This window comes from Streptomyces sp. ME19-01-6, assembly GCF_033793745.1.
Taxonomy (GTDB): Bacteria; Actinomycetota; Actinomycetes; order Streptomycetales; family Streptomycetaceae; genus Streptomyces.
This window is the reverse complement of the sequence record NZ_JARAXF010000022.1, coordinates 42,005-56,784: the sequence shown is the minus strand read 5'-3', so window position 1 is coordinate 56,784 and position 14,780 is coordinate 42,005. Positions and strand designations below refer to the sequence as shown.

Here is a 14,780-nt window from a genome sequence, read left to right as displayed (position 1 = left end):
CGCACGACCCCGAGGGCCTGTCCGTACCACCGCGGTACGGACAGGCCCTCGCCCGTCTCGACGAGCCAGCAGCCTCCGGCTCAGGCCACGCCGACCACGCGGTACAGCGCGTAAAGGATCGCGGGCAGCACCCCGACGAACACCCCGAGGGCGCTGATCACCCCGGGCAGCCGCTGCGCCGCCCTCAGCACCCTGGCCAGATAGCCGACCAGTACGAAGAAGGCCAGGATCACCACGACCCCGGCCAGCAACCACACAAAGGCATTCGGATACACCGCAGCACACTCTCCTTCGACTCTGCCTAGTCCAGCTCTCGGCACGCGGACGGCAGGGGACTCCTCGCGGGACCCTTGGTAGGAGAGCCCGGAGTCACGTGCTGTACGCGGCGAGTTGGGCATGACGGTAGCCGAAGTGACCCCAGTTAGGCCAGAGTTAGCCGAAAGCACAACAAGGCAGGGCGCCCCGGGCTACCACCCCCGGAGGCCCTGCCTGAGCGCACGCTGGACTAGGCATGTCGCAAGCGCACTGGCCAACTAGAGTGCCCGCCGCCTATGGACGATTGATGAACGTCCCGATGAGGCAGCGTCCTTCGCCGTTCTCCCCTCTCCGCTCTGTTTCCGCTCTGCATCCGCTCTACAGCCACTTAACGTCCACTAAGCGTACTGCTAGGCTGGCTTTCATCGATCGCCAATCACGGGAGGGGTGGGGGCGATAACGCTTCAATTCGGGCTTCTGGGGCCTGTCCGGGCCGCCCACGACGGTACGGACATCACCCTCGGCCCCCCACAGCGGCGGGCCGTGCTCGCCATCCTGCTGCTCTCGCCCGGACAGGCCGTCACCATCGCCACCCTGCGCGAGCGCATCTGGGCAGGCCCTCCCCCCGCCTCCGCCACCCAGGCCGTCCATGTGCACATCTGCCATCTGCGGCGGCTGCTGAGCCAGTTCACCGATGGCGCGCCGCTCCTGACCACCCACCCCGGACACGCCCCCGACCAGGTGAGCTACGTCCTGCACAGCGCCCCGGAAGCCGTCGACGCGGCCGTCTTCCGCCGCCTCCTCGAGGACGGCGAGAGCGCCCAGAGCAGCGGCGACACCCGCACCGCGCTCACCCACTACGACACCGCGCTGGACCTGTGGCGCGGCGAGCCCGTCGCCGACCTCCAGCCCTCCGCCTACGTCCGCAGCGTCCGCCTCAGCCTCGCCGAAATCCGCCTCGACCTCGGCAAGCGCCACGCCGCCGCGCTGCTCCACCTCGGCGCCGCCGCCCGCGCCACGGCCGAACTACAGGACCTCCACGCCCATCACCCCGGCGACGAGAGCATCGTCGTCCTGCTGGCCCGTGCCCTGCACGCCACCGGAGCCCACACCCGCGCCCTGCGGCTGCTGACCGACGAACTCGAGCGCTGGGAGCGCGAATACGGCCTGCTGCCCCCCGCGCTCCTGGACCAGCGCGACAGCCTCGTCCACAGCGCCGGCCGCGCCGGAGCCGTCCCATGAGAACCGAAGCACGGCTCCTCGGCCCCGTCGAACTTCTCGTGAACGACACCGACGTCACCCCCACCTCGGTGCGCGCCCGCACCTTCCTCACCTCCCTCCTGCTCCGCAGCGGACACCCCGTACCCGTGGATACGCTCTGCGAAGAACTGTGGGGCGACTCCCCGCCGGCCACCGCCCGATCCCAAGTGCACACCTACGTCAGCCAGCTGCGCCGGCGCATCGTCCAGGCGGGCGGGCCCGGAGCAGGAGGGCGCCTGCTGGTTACCCACCCCATCGGCTACACCCTCCTGATCGACCCCCAGCACGTAGACCTGTTCCGGTTCACCGCGCTGCTCGACGACGCCAGAAGCCGGCTGAGCGAGGCCCGTTACGAACGCGCCCGGGACCTGCTGGCCACCGCGGTGAAACTGTGGCGCGGCCCCGCCCTCGCCGGCGTCGCCGCGGGCTCCCGCCTCGCCGCGCACGCACGGCGGCTGGAAGCCGAGCGCATGGAGGCGCTGTCCCTGCGCATCGAGGCCGACCTGCGGCTCGGCCGGCCCGGCCGAGTCATCCCCGAGCTCCGCGCACTCACCGACGAGCACCCCCACCACGAGCCGTTCCGCGCCCAACTGGGCCGCGCCCTCCACGACGCGAACCGCACGACAGAGGCGCTGGACGTCCTCCGAAAGCTGTCCCCCACCCCCGCCACCGGGGACCAACCCACGCCGCCGCCCCGGGCGGCCGAGCCCCCCGCCCCCGCTCCCCCACACCCCCAGCCGCCCATCCTCGTGCCCCGCGAGCCGCGACCCTCGGGACAGCTGCGCTTCGCCGTGCTCGGACCGGTCCGGATCTGGCGGGGCGAGGAGCAGCTCAGCACCGGTTCCCGGCAGCAGCGCGCGCTGCTCGCCGCACTGCTGCTGCGCGGCGGCCGGACCGCGACCGCGCCCGAGCTGACCGACGCCCTATGGGGCGAGAACCCACCCCACGCCGCCATCGCCGCGCTGCGAACCTACGCCTCACGGCTGCGGAAGGTCCTCGGGCCAGACGTACTCATCAGCGAATCAGGCGGATACGCGATCCGCACCGAGGCCGGGGCCCTGGACCTCGCCGTGGCCCAGGACCTGGCCGCCGAGGCGGAAGAAGCACGACACGCCGGGGACCGCGCGCGGGCCCGCGAGCTGTTCAACGAGGCACTGGCGCGGTGGGACGGCGAACCGCTGGCCGACGTGCCCGGTCCGTACGCGGAGGGGCAGCGCCTCCGCCTCGAGGAATGGCGCCTGTCGCTGCTGGAGACGCGGCTCGCCCTCGACCTGGAGCTCGGCCTCCACGCCGAGGCGGTCTCCGAACTCACCGCGCTGACCGCCGCACACCCGCTGCGCGAGCGGCTGCGCGAACTGCTGATGCTGGCCCTCTACCGCAGCGGACGGCAGGCCGAGGCGCTGGCCGTCTACGCCGACACCCGGCGGCTGCTGGCCTACGAACTCGGCGTGGACCCGTCAGCGGAGCTCAGTGATCTCCAGCAGCGCATCCTCCAGGCCGATTCGGCCCTCGCGACCCCCGTCGCGGTGGCGGACCACGCCATGCCTCCCCCGCCGCCGGTGCCTCGGCAACTCCCCGCCACCATCCCCGACTTCACCGGGCGCGACGCCTTCGTCCACGAGCTGGGCGAACAGCTCACCACGGCCGAGGGCGGGGTCATGGCCATCTCGGCCGTCGCCGGAATCGGTGGCATCGGCAAGACGACGCTCGCCGTCCATCTGGCGCACGCCGTGCGCCACCAGTTCCCCGACGGGCAGCTGTACGTCGACCTCCAGGGCGCGAGCCCCACCCCCGCCGTCCCCGAGACGGTGCTGGGCTCCTTCCTGCGCTCCCTGGGCACCCCCGACTCCGACATCCCCGACGGCATGGAGGACCGCGCCGCCCTCTTCCGCTCCCTCCTCGGCGGCCGTCGCGTCCTGGTCCTCCTCGACAACGCCCGCGACGCCGCCCAGGTACGGCCGCTGCTGCCAGGCACCGAAGGCTGCGCCACCATCATCACCAGCCGCGTCCGCATGGTCGACCTGGCCGGCTCCCACCTCGTCGACCTCGATGTGATGAGTCCCGAGGAGGCACTCACCCTCTTCACCCGCATCGTCGGCGAAGAACGGGTGCGCGCGGAGCGCGAGGCCGCCCTGGACGTGGTGGCAGCCTGCGGCTTCCTGCCCCTGGCCATCCGCATCGCCGCCTCCCGGCTCGCCGCGCGCCGCACCTGGACCGTGTCCGTCCTGGCGGCCAAGCTCGCCGACGGGCGACGGCAGCTCGACGAGCTACGGGCGGGCGACCTGGCGGTCAAGGCCACCTTCGAGCTGGGCTACGAACAGTTGGAGCCCCGGCAGGCCCGGGCGTTCCGGCTGCTGGGACTGGCCGACGGGCCGGATCTCTCCCTCCCGGCAGCGGCCGCCCTGCTCGACATGGACGTGCTCGACACGGAGGATCTGCTGGAGTCACTGGTCGATGCCTCACTGCTGGACTCCGCAGCCCCCGGCCGCTACCGGTACCACCACCTCGTACGCCTCTACGCGCGCGCCTGCGCCGAGCGCGACGAGCCACCGCAGGAGCGGGACGCGGCCCTGTCCCGCCTCCTCGACTTCTACCTCGCGACGGCGGCCCGGGCCTACGCCCTGGGGCGGCCCGGTGACCGCCTCGTCGACCACCTGACGCCCACCGACCACCCGGGCCTCGACTTCCCGGACCGGACCGCCGCACTCGACTGGCTCTACGGCGAAGCGAGCTGCCTGCTCGCGTGCGTCGCCCAGGCCGCGTCCGGCCCCGCCCCCGGCACCATGCCGCGCCGCGCCGCCGATCTGCTCCTGACCGTCTCCGACCTCGTGGAGTCCGGAGCCAACCCCGGCCAGTACGAAGCCGTCGCCGACACCCTCAGCACAGCCGCCGAGGCCGCCGGGGACCACCAGGCCGAGGGCCGTGCCCGGATCGCCTTGTCCCTCGCACTCAGCCTGCGGGGAGCGTACGAGCAGGCGGACGAGCAGGCACGGCTCGCCAGGAACGCGGGCCTGCGGGCACCGGACGCCGGCATCGCCGGCCACGTCCTGAACCAGCGCGGCACCACCGCGCTCAGCCTGGGGCGGGTCGACGAGGCGGAGGGTCATCTGCGCCAGGCGATCGAGGCCTTCCGCGCCGCCCACGACCGGCCGGGCGAAGCGGACGCGCTGTGCGTCCTGTCCCAGGTCCACCTCGCGCTGGGCCGTACGGCCGGCGCCGTCGAGCTGGCCCGGCGGGGAGTCGCCCTGTACGAGAGCCTGGGACTCACCCTGCGCCTCGCCAACGGACAGTACGCCCTCGGGGTCGCGCTGACCCGGACCGGGCAGGGCCCGGAAGCGGTCGCACAGCTCGCGGGCGCGCTCGACCGCTTTGTGGCGAACCGCCAGCAGCTATGGGAGGGAATGGCCCATCAGCGGCTGGCGGAGGCATGGTTGGCCATGGGCCGCCCGGCGCAGGCCGCCACGCACGCGGAGCAGGCCCTCATCCGGGGCGGCATCGGCGGCGAATGGCGGCGCGCCACCGTCCTGACCGTGCTCGGCAGGGCACTGATGGAGATCGGCCATGCCGTCCGGGCCCACGCCTGCTGGCGCGAGGCGCTCGCCATCCACGAGCTGCTGGGCGCGGCGGAGGCCGAGGACGTACGGGCGCTGCTCGGCGAGCCCGCCCTTGCTGCTCCCGCTACTCCGACTGCTGCTGCTTCTTCTCCGCCGCGTCCTCGATGACGGCCTCGGCCACCTGCTGCATCGACAGCCGGCGGTCCATCGAGGTCTTCTGGATCCAGCGGAAGGCGGCGGGCTCGGTCAGCCCGTACTGCGTCTGCAGAACGCTCTTGGCGCGGTCGACGAGCTTGCGGGTCTCCAGGCGCTGGGCGAGGTCGGCGACCTCCTGCTCCAGCGTCTTCAGCTCCGTGAAGCGGGAGACGGCCATCTCGATGGCCGGGACCACATCGCTCTTGCTGAACGGCTTCACGAGGTAGGCCATGGCCCCCGCGTCCCGGGCCCGCTCGACCAGTTCGCGCTGCGAGAACGCGGTGAGCATGAGGACCGGGGCGATACGGTCGGCGGCGATCCGCTCGGCGGCGGAGATCCCGTCGAGGACCGGCATCTTCACATCGAGAATCACCAGGTCGGGCCGGTGCTCCTGAGCGAGCGCGACGGCCGTCTCGCCATCGCCCGCCTCGCCGACGACGGAGTACCCCTCCTCCTCGAGCATCTCCTTGAGGTCGAGGCGGATGAGGGCCTCATCCTCGGCGATGACCACGCGGGTGGTGTGCGGGGGGACGTGCGACTGCGCGTCGGGGGCGTCAGTGGTGCTCACCGTGCTCCTCGCTCCTTAACAGGTCGGGCACCATGAGCCTACCTAGCTGCGGTAAGGTAGACGCGCAGCGGGTCGTTGGTGACCTTCGAAACTGCAGGCCCCGGTAGCCCAATTGGCAGCAGGCAATGGATTCAAAACCCATACAGTGTCGGTTCGAGTCCGACCCGGGGCACTTTTCCTTCGATTCCAAGGTCACAGCAGAATCGCTGCTCTTCACTCGATGAAGTGAACATCGCTTCGAACGGGCAACAGGCGACCCAGCACTAGCCAGGCTCGACGGTGTGTACGACCTCGAAACGCGCAAGCGAGCCCTCGCTCTCGTCGGCCAAGGCCGCAGCCTCAATTCCGTAAGCAAGCAGACCGGGATATCCCGAGCCGCGATCAGTGCGTGGCAGATCCGGATCGAACCTCTCTCCCGGGGCGACACATGTCTCAGATGCGCACCCGAGCCACGGCTGCCGGAAAAGCCCGCCGCTTATGCCTATCTACTCGGCCTGTACCTCGGCGACGGCTGCATAAGCCGACTCAAGAAAGGCGCGTACTTCCTGCGCATCGCGTGCGCGGATGTCTGGCCGGGCCTCATTGATGCCTGTGCGACGGCTGTGCGGGCCGTGCGGCCCGACAACAGTGTGTGCCGCGTTCAGCAACAGGGATGCGTCATGGTGACCGGCTACAGCAAGCACTGGCCGTGTCTGTTCCCTCAGCACGGGCCAGGGAAGAAGCACGAGAGGCCGATCGTTCTCGAACCCTGGCAACTTGAGATCGTGGAGGCGAATCCGTGGGAGTTCGTCCGAGGGCTCGTGCATTCCGACGGCTGCCGAATCACCAACTGGACGGCGAAGGACGTCGGCGGAGTGCGGAAGCGGTACGAGTACCCGAGGTACTTCTTCACCAACAAGTCGGACGACATCCGGAAGCTCTACACCGACACTCTCGACCGGCTGGGCGTTGAGTGGAAACGGTCGAATGCCTGGAACATCTCCATCGCCAAGCGCGCCTCCGTCGCCCTCATGGACACCCACATCGGGCCGAAGTACTGAGCGCGCCCAGCGCCCCGCACTCCGGCCCGCATCAGAGCCCTACCGCAAATCGTCCTCACCGATGTGGTGCACGCGCACCAGGTTTGTCGAGCCGGAGACGCCGGGCGGGGAGCCGGCGGTGATGACGACGAGGTCGCCCTTCTGGCAGCGGCCGATCCGCAGAAGCTCCTCGTCGACCTGGGCGACCATCTCGTCCGTGGAGTCGACCATCGGGCCGAGGAAGGTCTCCACGCCCCAGGTGAGGTTCAGCTGGGAGCGGGTCGCGGGTTCGGGGGTGAAGGCGAGGAGGGGGATGGGTGAGCGGTAGCGGGAGAGGCGGCGGACGGTGTCGCCGCTCTGGGTGAAGGCGACCAGGAACTTCGCGCCGAGGAAGTCGCCCATCTCGGCGGCCGCGCGGGCGACGGCGCCACCTTGGGTGCGGGGCTTGTTGTGTTCGGTGAGTGGGGGGAGGCCCTTGGCGAGGATGTCCTCTTCGGCCGCCGCGACGATGCGGCCCATGGTCTTGACCGTCTCGATGGGGTACTTGCCGACGCTGGTCTCTCCGGAGAGCATCACCGCGTCCGTGCCGTCGATGACCGCGTTGGCGACGTCGGAGGCCTCGGCGCGGGTCGGGCGGGAGTTGTCGATCATGGAGTCCAGCATCTGGGTCGCGACGATGACCGGCTTCGCGTTCCGCTTGGCGAGCTTGATCGCGCGCTTCTGGACGATCGGCACCTGCTCCAGCGGCATCTCGACGCCCAGGTCGCCGCGCGCGACCATGATGCCGTCGAAGGCGTCGACGATGCCTTCCAGGTTCTCGACCGCCTGCGGCTTCTCGACCTTCGCGATGACCGGGAGCCGGATGCCCTCCTCCCGCATGACCCGGTGGACGTCCACGACGTCGTTGGCGTTGCGGACGAAGGACAGGGCGATGATGTCGGCGCCGGTGCGCAGCGCCCAGCGGAGGTCTTCGATGTCCTTGTCGGAGAGCGCCGGGACGGAGACGGCGACTCCGGGGAGGTTGAGGCCCTTGTGGTCGGAGACCATGCCGCCTTCGATGACGATGGTGTGCACGCGGGGGCCTTCGACGTCCACAACTTCAAGGGTGACCCGGCCGTCGTCGACGAGGATGCGCTCGCCCCGGCTGACGTCGGTGGCCAGGCCCTTGTAGGTGGTGCCGCAGCGCAGGCGGTCGCCTTCGATGGGTTCGACGGTGATGGTGAATTCATCGCCGCGTTCAAGGAGTACGGGGCCTTCGTGGAAGCGGCCGAGACGAATCTTCGGGCCTTGAAGGTCGGCGAGGATGCCGACGCTGCGACCGGTTTCGAGCGAGGCCTTTCGGACTCGCCGGTAACGCTCCTCGTGCTCGGCGTACGTGCCGTGGCTGAGGTTGAAGCGGGCCACGTCCATTCCGGCTTCGACGAGCGCCTTGATCTGCTCGTACGAGTCGGTTGCGGGTCCCAAAGTACAGACGATTTTTGCTCGGCGCATGCGGCGAGCCTATGACTTACCGGCGGGTAAAGAACCGGGAACCAGCCACTCCCCCATGGCCTTTGGGTGGCCGGTCGTCGACAACTAATGAAACGTGCGCGGGTGTGCTCCGATGAGCGGTTTATCGGACCCGCGCACGTCGGTGCGCGGGTCGCTCAGAGCCGCGGGGGCGACATCGTAAAACGGGCGTTGACCTGGGCGTACACGGTCTGGCGCTGGGGTTCGAGGTCCAGGGCGGGGGCGGCCTCGGGCGCGCCGCCGTAGCCGGCGGCGCTGCGCGAGGCCCCGTACGCGACCGGGTAGGGCTGCTGGGCGCCCTCCGAGTCGAGGTCGGCGAGCTCGACGAGGGCGGTGAGCCGGGCGTCGAGCGCGCCCGCGTACTCGCGGGCGCGCTGGACCGCTTCCCGTACGGCCTGGCGGCGCGCCTCGGCGTGGGCGGGCGAGTCGGGGCGCAGGGCCCATGCGGGGCCGTTGACCTGGGTGAGCTCGAGGTTGGCGAGACGGGTGGTGAGCTCGCCCAGGGCGGTGAAGTCGGCGACGGTGATGGAGAGGTGGACGCGGCCGTGGTAGGCGTGTATGCGCTCGTGACGGCCCTTGGCGGTGAGCTGCGGGGTGATGGCGAAGGCGCCGGTCTCCAGTTTCTCGACCGCCTGGCCGTAGGACTTCACGAGGTCGAGGACCTGGGCGTTGCGGCGGGTGAGGTCTTCGAGGGCGGTGCGGCGGTCGCTGCCGCGCGCGCTGACGGTGATGCCGAGGCGGGCGATCTCGGGGTCGACTTCGAGGCGGGCCTCGCCGCGGACGGCGACGCGCGGGGTTTCGGGGGTGCCGTAGGGCACGGCGGTCGTGGGCTCGGGGGAGGCGTGGTCCATGGGGTGGCTCCTTGCGCGCTGGTGAGGGGATGTGCGTGATGAGGGGCTGTGCGGGTGGGGTGATGTGCGGCGAGCTGGTGGCGGATCGTGTGCGAGGCGGTCGCGGCCGCCGCGTCAGGCGGGCGTCTGGGCCCGGCCCTGGGCGGGGCGGGTGTGGTGCAGCGACAGGGCGATGTCCACGAGCGGGACCCGCGGCAGCTCGGCGACGCGGTCGAGTTCGACCCAGGCGGCCTGGTCGGTGGAGCCGTTGGTCTCGTGGCGCAGGTGCCCGCCGATGACATGCGCGGTGTAGATGACGCGGAGGCCGTGGAAGTCGGCGTCGCGGCCGCGGCGGCGGGCGTAGCGGTGGTGGACGGAGTCGATGCCGAGGAGGTCGTCTATCTCGACGGTGTAGCCGGTCTCCTCCTCGACCTCGCGGATGGCGGCGTCGTACGGGTCTTCGCCGTGCCGGATGCCGCCGCCGGGCATCGTCCACTGTTTGGCGTCGGGGCCGACCCATCGGGCGAGGAGGATTCTGCCGTCCTGGATGCACACGGCGTAGGCGGCGACTCGGAGCTGTCTGTTGGTCATCGCCCAAGCATGGCCCGGGTGTCGGATGATCGAAAGCTGTCGCGCTGCTCGGGGAGGTGTCCGCCGCCGGTGCTGCCGGGGTGGGCGGGCTGGAGGCCGAAGGTGGTGAAGGCGGTGCGCGGCGGGAGGGCGTAGACGGGTTCGGTGGTCAGCGAGTTGAGGATGGTGGCGGAGCGCCAGGCGGCGAGGCCGAGGTCGGGGGCGCCCACGCCGTGGGCGTGGCGCTGGGCGTTCTGGACGTAGATGGGGCCCTTGACGATGGGGTCGAGGACGATGCGGTGGTGTTCGTCGATGCGCGGGCGCTCGCGGGAGTCCCGGCGGATGTAGGGGTCGAGGGCGGCGATGAGGGTGTCGATGCGCCGTTCGCGGTAGCCGGTGGCGAGGACGACGGCTTCGGTGGTGTGGCGGCTGCGGGTGCCCTGCTGGGCGTGTTCGAGGTGGAGTTCGAGGCGGGCGGCGGCGATGCGGCCGGCGGTGCGGACGGTGACGCCGGGGGTGAGCACGGTGTCGGGCCAGCCGCCGTGCCGGGTGCGGCGGTAGAGCTCGTCGTGGATCTCCGTCATGGTGTCGTGGGCGATGCCCTTGTAGAGCTGCCATTGGCGGGGCAGCAGTTGGTCGCGTACGCATTCGGGCAGGGCGTGGAAGTAGCGGGCGTAGTCGGGGGTGAAGTGTTCGAGGCCGAGCTTGCTGTACTCCATGGGGGCGAAGGCGGGGGTGCGGGTGAGCCAGTGGAGGCCTTCGGCGCCCGGGGGCCGGTTGCGGAGCAGGTCCAGGAAGACCTCGGCGCCGGACTGGCCGGAGCCGACGACGGTGACATGGCCGGTGGCCAGCAGCGCTTCGCGGTGTTCGAGGTAGTCGGCGGAGTGGATGACGGGCACGCCGGGGGTGTCGACGAGGGGGCACAGGGGCGCGGGGACGTGGGGCTCGGTGCCGACGCCGAGTACCAGGGCGCGGGCGTAGCTGCGGCCCATGTGCCGGGCCTCGCCCGTGGCGTCGAGTTCGGTGAAGTCGATTTCGAAGAGCAGGTGGTCGTGGTTCCAGCGGACGGCGTCGATCTGGTGGCCGAAGTGGAGGCCGGGGAGGTGGCGGCTGACCCAGCGGCAGTAGGCGTCGTACTCGGCGCGTTCCATGTGGAAGCGCTCGGCGATGTAGAAGGGGAAGAGCCGTTCGTGGGCCTTGAGGTAGTTCAGGAAGGACCAGGGGCTGGCCGGGTCGGCGAGGGTGACGAGGTCGGCGAGGAACGGGACCTGGACCTTGGCGCCCTCGATGAGGAGGCCGGGGTGCCACTGGAAGGCGGGGCGCTGTTCGTAGAAGGCGGTGCGCAGGCAGGGGACGCGGTGGGCGAGGGCGGCCAGGGAGAGGTTGAACGGTCCGATGCCGATGCCGGCGAGGTCCAGGGGCTGTTCGGGTCCGGCGGCGGGGGTGGGGGGTGGGGCGGTGCTCATGGGGTGCTGCCTTCCACGAGTTCGACCAGCGCCCGCAGGTCGCTGGGCTGGGTGTGCGGGTTGAGAACGGTGGCCTTGAGCCATAGCCCTTCGCTTGTGGTGGCGCGGCCGAGGACGGCCCGGCCCTCGCGCAGGAGGCGGCGTCGTACGGCGGCGACGGCGGCCGGGTCGGCTCCGGCGGGCCGGAAGAGGACGGTGCTGATGGTGGGGCGGGCGTAGAGATCGAGGCCGGGGCGGGTGTCGATGAGGTCGGCGAGGTGCTGGGCGGCCGCGCAGGCTCGTTCGACGAGGTCGCCGAGGCCGCGGCGGCCGAGGGCGCGCAGGGTGACGGCGATTTTGAGGATGTCGGGGCGGCGGGTGGTGCGCAGGGAGCGGCCGAGGAGGTCGGGGAGGCCGGCGGCGGTGTCGTCGTCGGCGTTGAGGTAGTCGGCGCGGTGGGCGAGCGGGGCGAGGGTGGCGCTGTCGGGGACGGCGAGGAGGCCGGCCGCGGCGGGCTGCCAGCCGAGTTTGTGCAGGTCGAGGGCGGCGGTGCGGGCCCGGTCGAGGCCGTCGAGCCGGGTTCGGAGGGTGTCGCTGAACAGGAGCGGCCCGCCGTAGGCGGCGTCGATGTGGAGGGTGGCCGCGTGGCGGTCGCAGAGGTCGGCGATGCGCGGCAGGGGGTCGATCGCGCCGGTGTCGGTGGTGCCCGCGGTGGCGACGACGAGCAGGGGGTGTGTCGGGCCCGGCGGTTCGACGAGGGTGTCGTGGAGGCGGGCCGGGTCGAGGACGCCGGTGGGGGTGGGGATGGTGCGGGGCGCGGGGAGGCCGAGGAGCCAGGCGGCGCGGTGGACGCTGTGGTGGGCGTTGGCGCCGCAGACGATCTGGAGGGGGGTGGTGGCACCCGCGGTGCGGGCGGCCTCGCGGGCGAGCAGCAGGGCGAGTTGGTTGGCCTCGGTGCCGCCGGTGGTGGCGAGGGCGTCGGGGGCCGGGCGGTGGGGGTGGACGAGCCGGGCCAGGGCGCGGCAGGTGAGCGTCTCGAGTTCACCGGCGGCGGGGGCCTGGTCCCAGGAGTCGAGGGAGGGGTTGAGGGCGCTGGCGGCGAGGTCGGCGGCGGCCGCGACGGCGAGGGGCGGGCAGTGCAGATGGGCGGTGCAGTGTGGCTCGGCGGGGTCGGCGGCGCCCGCGGCGAGGGTCCGGACGAGGGTGTGCAGGGCCTGGTGGGCGCCGATGCCGACGGCGGGGAGGACGGGCTCGGCGGCGGCCCGTACGCGGCGGGCGACGGCCCCAGGGCCGCCGGGCGGGAGGGGGCCGCCGCGGTCGGCGGCGCCGGTGGCGAGGGCGTGGAGGACGGTGTCGAGCATCGGGCGGAGCGCGCGCGGGCCTTCGATACCACCGGCCAGGAGGCGGGCGGTCGCGGAAGCGGGCACAGGCATGGATGTGCCCCTTGTCTCGGGGTCGGGCGGGTGGAAGTGGCCTAAAAGTACTTCGGGCGCAAGCCGTTCGGCCGGGGGTCGCGGCAGGTCCACTCGTACGTGGTAACGCCACGGAGTGGGACGGAGAGTGGGGGCGTCTGGAAGTACGTCTCCGTAGGATGCCCGGGGACGGGACCGGGCCGGGGACGGGACCGGGCCGGGGACTGGGACGACGAGGGAGCAGGGGCGCCATGGACCGGCAGCCGGACGACAGCGGTCTGACCGAAGAGCTCATCGCCTCGTTGCTGACCGCGACGCGACTGCTGGCGGCGATCTCCGCGCGGGCGCTCGCCTCGATCGACGAGACACTGACGGTGACCCAACTGCGCACCCTGGTGGTGCTGGACAGCTGTGGCCCCACGAAGCTGGCGGCGCTGGCGTCCGGGTTGGGGGTCAACCCGTCCACCGCCATGCGGACGGTGGACCGGCTGGAGTCCCTGGGCCTGGTGGACCGGCGGGTCAATCCGGACAGCCGCCGGGAGGTGGTGCTGCGGGTGTCCGACCGGGGCGCGGAGGTGGTGGCGCAGGTGTTGGAGTACCGGCGCGGCGAGATCTCCGTCCTGGTGGAGCGGCTGCCCGCCGAGGTGCGGGCCGGGCTGGCCCGTGGCCTGCGGGCGCTGAGCGCGGTCGCGGACGAGCCGGACCTGCGCGCGGCGGGCCCGGCCGGGGCCGGGCCCGCCCGGGTCAGCGATGTGCTCGCCGCCGCTTCCGGAGAGGTCCGTCCGCCTCGTCCGGCCCGGTGAGCGCCGGGTGGCGGTACGGCCGGGCCGGGGTGCGGGAGCGGTAGACCACGTACGGCCTGGCCAGGTAGCCGAGGGGGGCGGCGAAGGCGTGCACGAGCCGGCTGAAGGGCCACAGCGCGAACAGCGCCAGGCCCAGCAGGGCGTGCAGCCGGTAGACGAGGGGCGCGTGGGTCATGGCCGGGACGTCGGGGTCGAGGGTGAACAGGCTGCGGAACCACACGGAGACGCCCCGCCGGTAGTCGTAGGCGTCGTTGCTCACGCCCGTGGCGGTCGCGGTGAGCCCGGCCAGCAGGACGGCGGCGAGCACCGGGTACACGGCCCGGTCGCTTCGGCTGGTCGCCGCCCGTACGGCCGGCACCCGCAGCCGCCGGTAGAGCAGTAGCCCCAGGCCGGCGGCGGTGGCCAGGCCCGCGGTGCCGCCCACCAGCAGCGCGTTGGCGTGGTAGAACCCTTCGCTGACGCGCAGCCGCTCGGTCAGCGATTCGGGGACGACGAGGCCGACGACGTGGCCCGCGGCCACGAACAGCAGCCCGAAGTGGAAGAGCGGCCCGCCGATGCTCAGCAGGCGGTGTTCGTGCAGTTGGCTGGAGCGGGTGGTGAAGCCGAAGCGGTCGTAGTGGTAGCGCCAGGCGGCGCCGGCGGCGAAGAGGACGAGCACGAGGTAGGGCAGTACGCCCCACAGGGCGATGTTCAGGTGCTTCATCGGCCGGTTCCTCCCGGAAGGTGGCCGGCGCGCTCGGGGGCGGCGGCGGAGAAGGGGGCCAGGCCGACCGCCTCGGCGGGCGGGCCGCTGCGGGCGAGCGCCAGGGCCGTGGCGCGGTCGGCGGGCGAGGGGCCGGGCAGGGTGTCGCAGACGGCGCGCAGGACGTCGGCGTAGGGGCTGTCGTGGTCGGCCAGGGCCATCCTCAGCAGCTCGATCGCGGGACGGTGGTCCCGCAGCAGCCGCGCCCCCGGCGCGGGGCAGCGGGCGGCGAACTCCAGGGCCAGGGGCAGATGGTCGGGCAGTTCGTCCTCGGGGGGCTCCCAGCCATGGGCGCGGTAGCGGGCCTTCCAGTCGGCGAGCGAGCCGCCCCGGCGCCGGGTGTCGCCGTCGGTGTAGTAGGTGAGGTGCAGGGTGCGCCGTCGGCTGCGGTCGAAGGTGACGACGTAGCGGGCGGCCAGGTCGAGCACGGGGATGTCCCGTACGGCGGCGCAGAACCGCAGCAGCGGTGCCGTGCCGGGGCCGGTCACCTCGCCGAGGGCGTCCCGTACCAGGGTCAGGCGTGCGGGCCAGTGCCGGTTGGGGTAGCCGAGGAGGAGGGCGGCGGCCTGGTGTACGACGGGGGCCGCCGGGTTCGCCGGGCTCAGCGGGTTCATTGAG

Annotated in this window: 13 protein-coding genes, 1 tRNA gene and 1 pseudogene; 6 read left to right on the top strand and 9 right to left on the bottom strand. The window is 72.2% G+C overall.

Annotated elements, in window-relative coordinates; genetic code table 11:
• Positions 1 to 80: 80 nt before the first annotated feature.
• Positions 81 to 275, bottom strand: a complete 195-nt coding sequence (locus PV419_RS36175) for a hypothetical protein (RefSeq protein WP_319696228.1) — start codon at positions 273 to 275, stop codon at positions 81 to 83.
• A gap of 427 nt (positions 276 to 702) precedes the next feature.
• On the opposite strand from PV419_RS36175, the gene PV419_RS36170 reads away from it, so the two are divergent.
• The 3 genes and pseudogenes from PV419_RS36170 to PV419_RS36165 all read left to right on the top strand — a co-directional run bounded on the left by PV419_RS36170 (position 703) and on the right by PV419_RS36165 (position 5,237).
• A complete protein-coding gene (locus tag PV419_RS36170) occupies positions 703 to 1,497 on the top strand; it encodes an AfsR/SARP family transcriptional regulator (protein ID WP_319696226.1) in 795 nt (264 codons plus the stop codon).
• Positions 1,494 to 2,108, top strand: a pseudogene (locus tag PV419_RS53510) (AfsR/SARP family transcriptional regulator); the annotation flags it as partial. The gene PV419_RS36170 and the pseudogene PV419_RS53510, both read left to right, overlap by 4 nt.
• Before the next feature lie 150 nt (positions 2,109 to 2,258).
• On the top strand, positions 2,259 to 5,237 hold the full coding sequence (locus PV419_RS36165; protein WP_415925456.1) for a BTAD domain-containing putative transcriptional regulator: 2,979 nt from the start codon (positions 2,259 to 2,261) through the stop codon (positions 5,235 to 5,237).
• Here the strand turns inward: PV419_RS36165 and PV419_RS36160 are convergent.
• Positions 5,194 to 5,832 (bottom strand): ANTAR domain-containing response regulator, encoded by a 639-nt coding sequence (locus PV419_RS36160; RefSeq protein WP_319696222.1) that lies wholly within the window; start codon positions 5,830 to 5,832, stop codon positions 5,194 to 5,196. The two genes, PV419_RS36165 and PV419_RS36160, sit on opposite strands and share 44 nt — an antisense overlap.
• A gap of 97 nt (positions 5,833 to 5,929) precedes the next feature.
• On the opposite strand from PV419_RS36160, the gene PV419_RS36155 reads away from it, so the two are divergent.
• Together PV419_RS36155 and PV419_RS36150 are read left to right on the top strand one after the other, a co-directional pair.
• Positions 5,930 to 6,004: transfer RNA gene (locus tag PV419_RS36155), tRNA-Leu, on the top strand.
• A 109-nt stretch (positions 6,005 to 6,113) separates the two neighbouring features.
• Positions 6,114 to 6,872, top strand: a complete 759-nt coding sequence (locus tag PV419_RS36150; protein WP_319696221.1) for a transcriptional regulator — start codon at positions 6,114 to 6,116, stop codon at positions 6,870 to 6,872.
• Between the two features lie 39 nt (positions 6,873 to 6,911).
• On the opposite strand, the gene pyk is transcribed toward PV419_RS36150, so the two are convergent.
• The 5 genes from pyk to PV419_RS36125 form a co-directional block, all read right to left on the bottom strand.
• Entirely contained in the window at positions 6,912 to 8,342 is a 1,431-nt protein-coding gene (gene pyk / locus PV419_RS36145) for a pyruvate kinase (RefSeq protein WP_319696220.1), read from the bottom strand.
• A gap of 155 nt (positions 8,343 to 8,497) precedes the next feature.
• Positions 8,498 to 9,211: an SIMPL domain-containing protein gene (locus PV419_RS36140; protein ID WP_319696218.1), complete on the bottom strand. Its 714-nt coding sequence runs from the start codon at positions 9,209 to 9,211 to the stop codon at positions 8,498 to 8,500.
• A 114-nt stretch (positions 9,212 to 9,325) separates the two neighbouring features.
• Positions 9,326 to 9,781: an NUDIX hydrolase gene (locus PV419_RS36135; RefSeq protein ID WP_319696217.1), complete on the bottom strand. Its 456-nt coding sequence runs from the start codon at positions 9,779 to 9,781 to the stop codon at positions 9,326 to 9,328.
• Positions 9,778 to 11,226: a lysine N(6)-hydroxylase/L-ornithine N(5)-oxygenase family protein gene (locus PV419_RS36130; protein WP_319696216.1), complete on the bottom strand. Its 1,449-nt coding sequence runs from the start codon at positions 11,224 to 11,226 to the stop codon at positions 9,778 to 9,780. The genes PV419_RS36135 and PV419_RS36130 overlap by 4 nt, the downstream gene beginning before the upstream one ends.
• Positions 11,223 to 12,638 (bottom strand): pyridoxal phosphate-dependent decarboxylase family protein, encoded by a 1,416-nt coding sequence (locus tag PV419_RS36125; protein WP_319696215.1) that lies wholly within the window; start codon positions 12,636 to 12,638, stop codon positions 11,223 to 11,225. The genes PV419_RS36130 and PV419_RS36125 overlap by 4 nt, the downstream gene beginning before the upstream one ends.
• 230 nt (positions 12,639 to 12,868) lie before the next feature.
• On the opposite strand from PV419_RS36125, the gene PV419_RS36120 reads away from it, so the two are divergent.
• Positions 12,869 to 13,420: a MarR family winged helix-turn-helix transcriptional regulator gene (locus PV419_RS36120; protein WP_319696213.1), complete on the top strand. Its 552-nt coding sequence runs from the start codon at positions 12,869 to 12,871 to the stop codon at positions 13,418 to 13,420.
• Here the strand turns inward: PV419_RS36120 and narI are convergent.
• On the bottom strand, positions 13,362 to 14,123 hold the full coding sequence (narI, locus tag PV419_RS36115; protein WP_319696211.1) for a respiratory nitrate reductase subunit gamma: 762 nt from the start codon (positions 14,121 to 14,123) through the stop codon (positions 13,362 to 13,364). The two genes, PV419_RS36120 and narI, sit on opposite strands and share 59 nt — an antisense overlap.
• Positions 14,120 to 14,776 (bottom strand): nitrate reductase molybdenum cofactor assembly chaperone, encoded by a 657-nt coding sequence (narJ, locus tag PV419_RS36110; protein WP_319696383.1) that lies wholly within the window; start codon positions 14,774 to 14,776, stop codon positions 14,120 to 14,122. The genes narI and narJ overlap by 4 nt, the downstream gene beginning before the upstream one ends.
• Between the last annotated feature and the right edge of the window lie 4 nt (positions 14,777 to 14,780).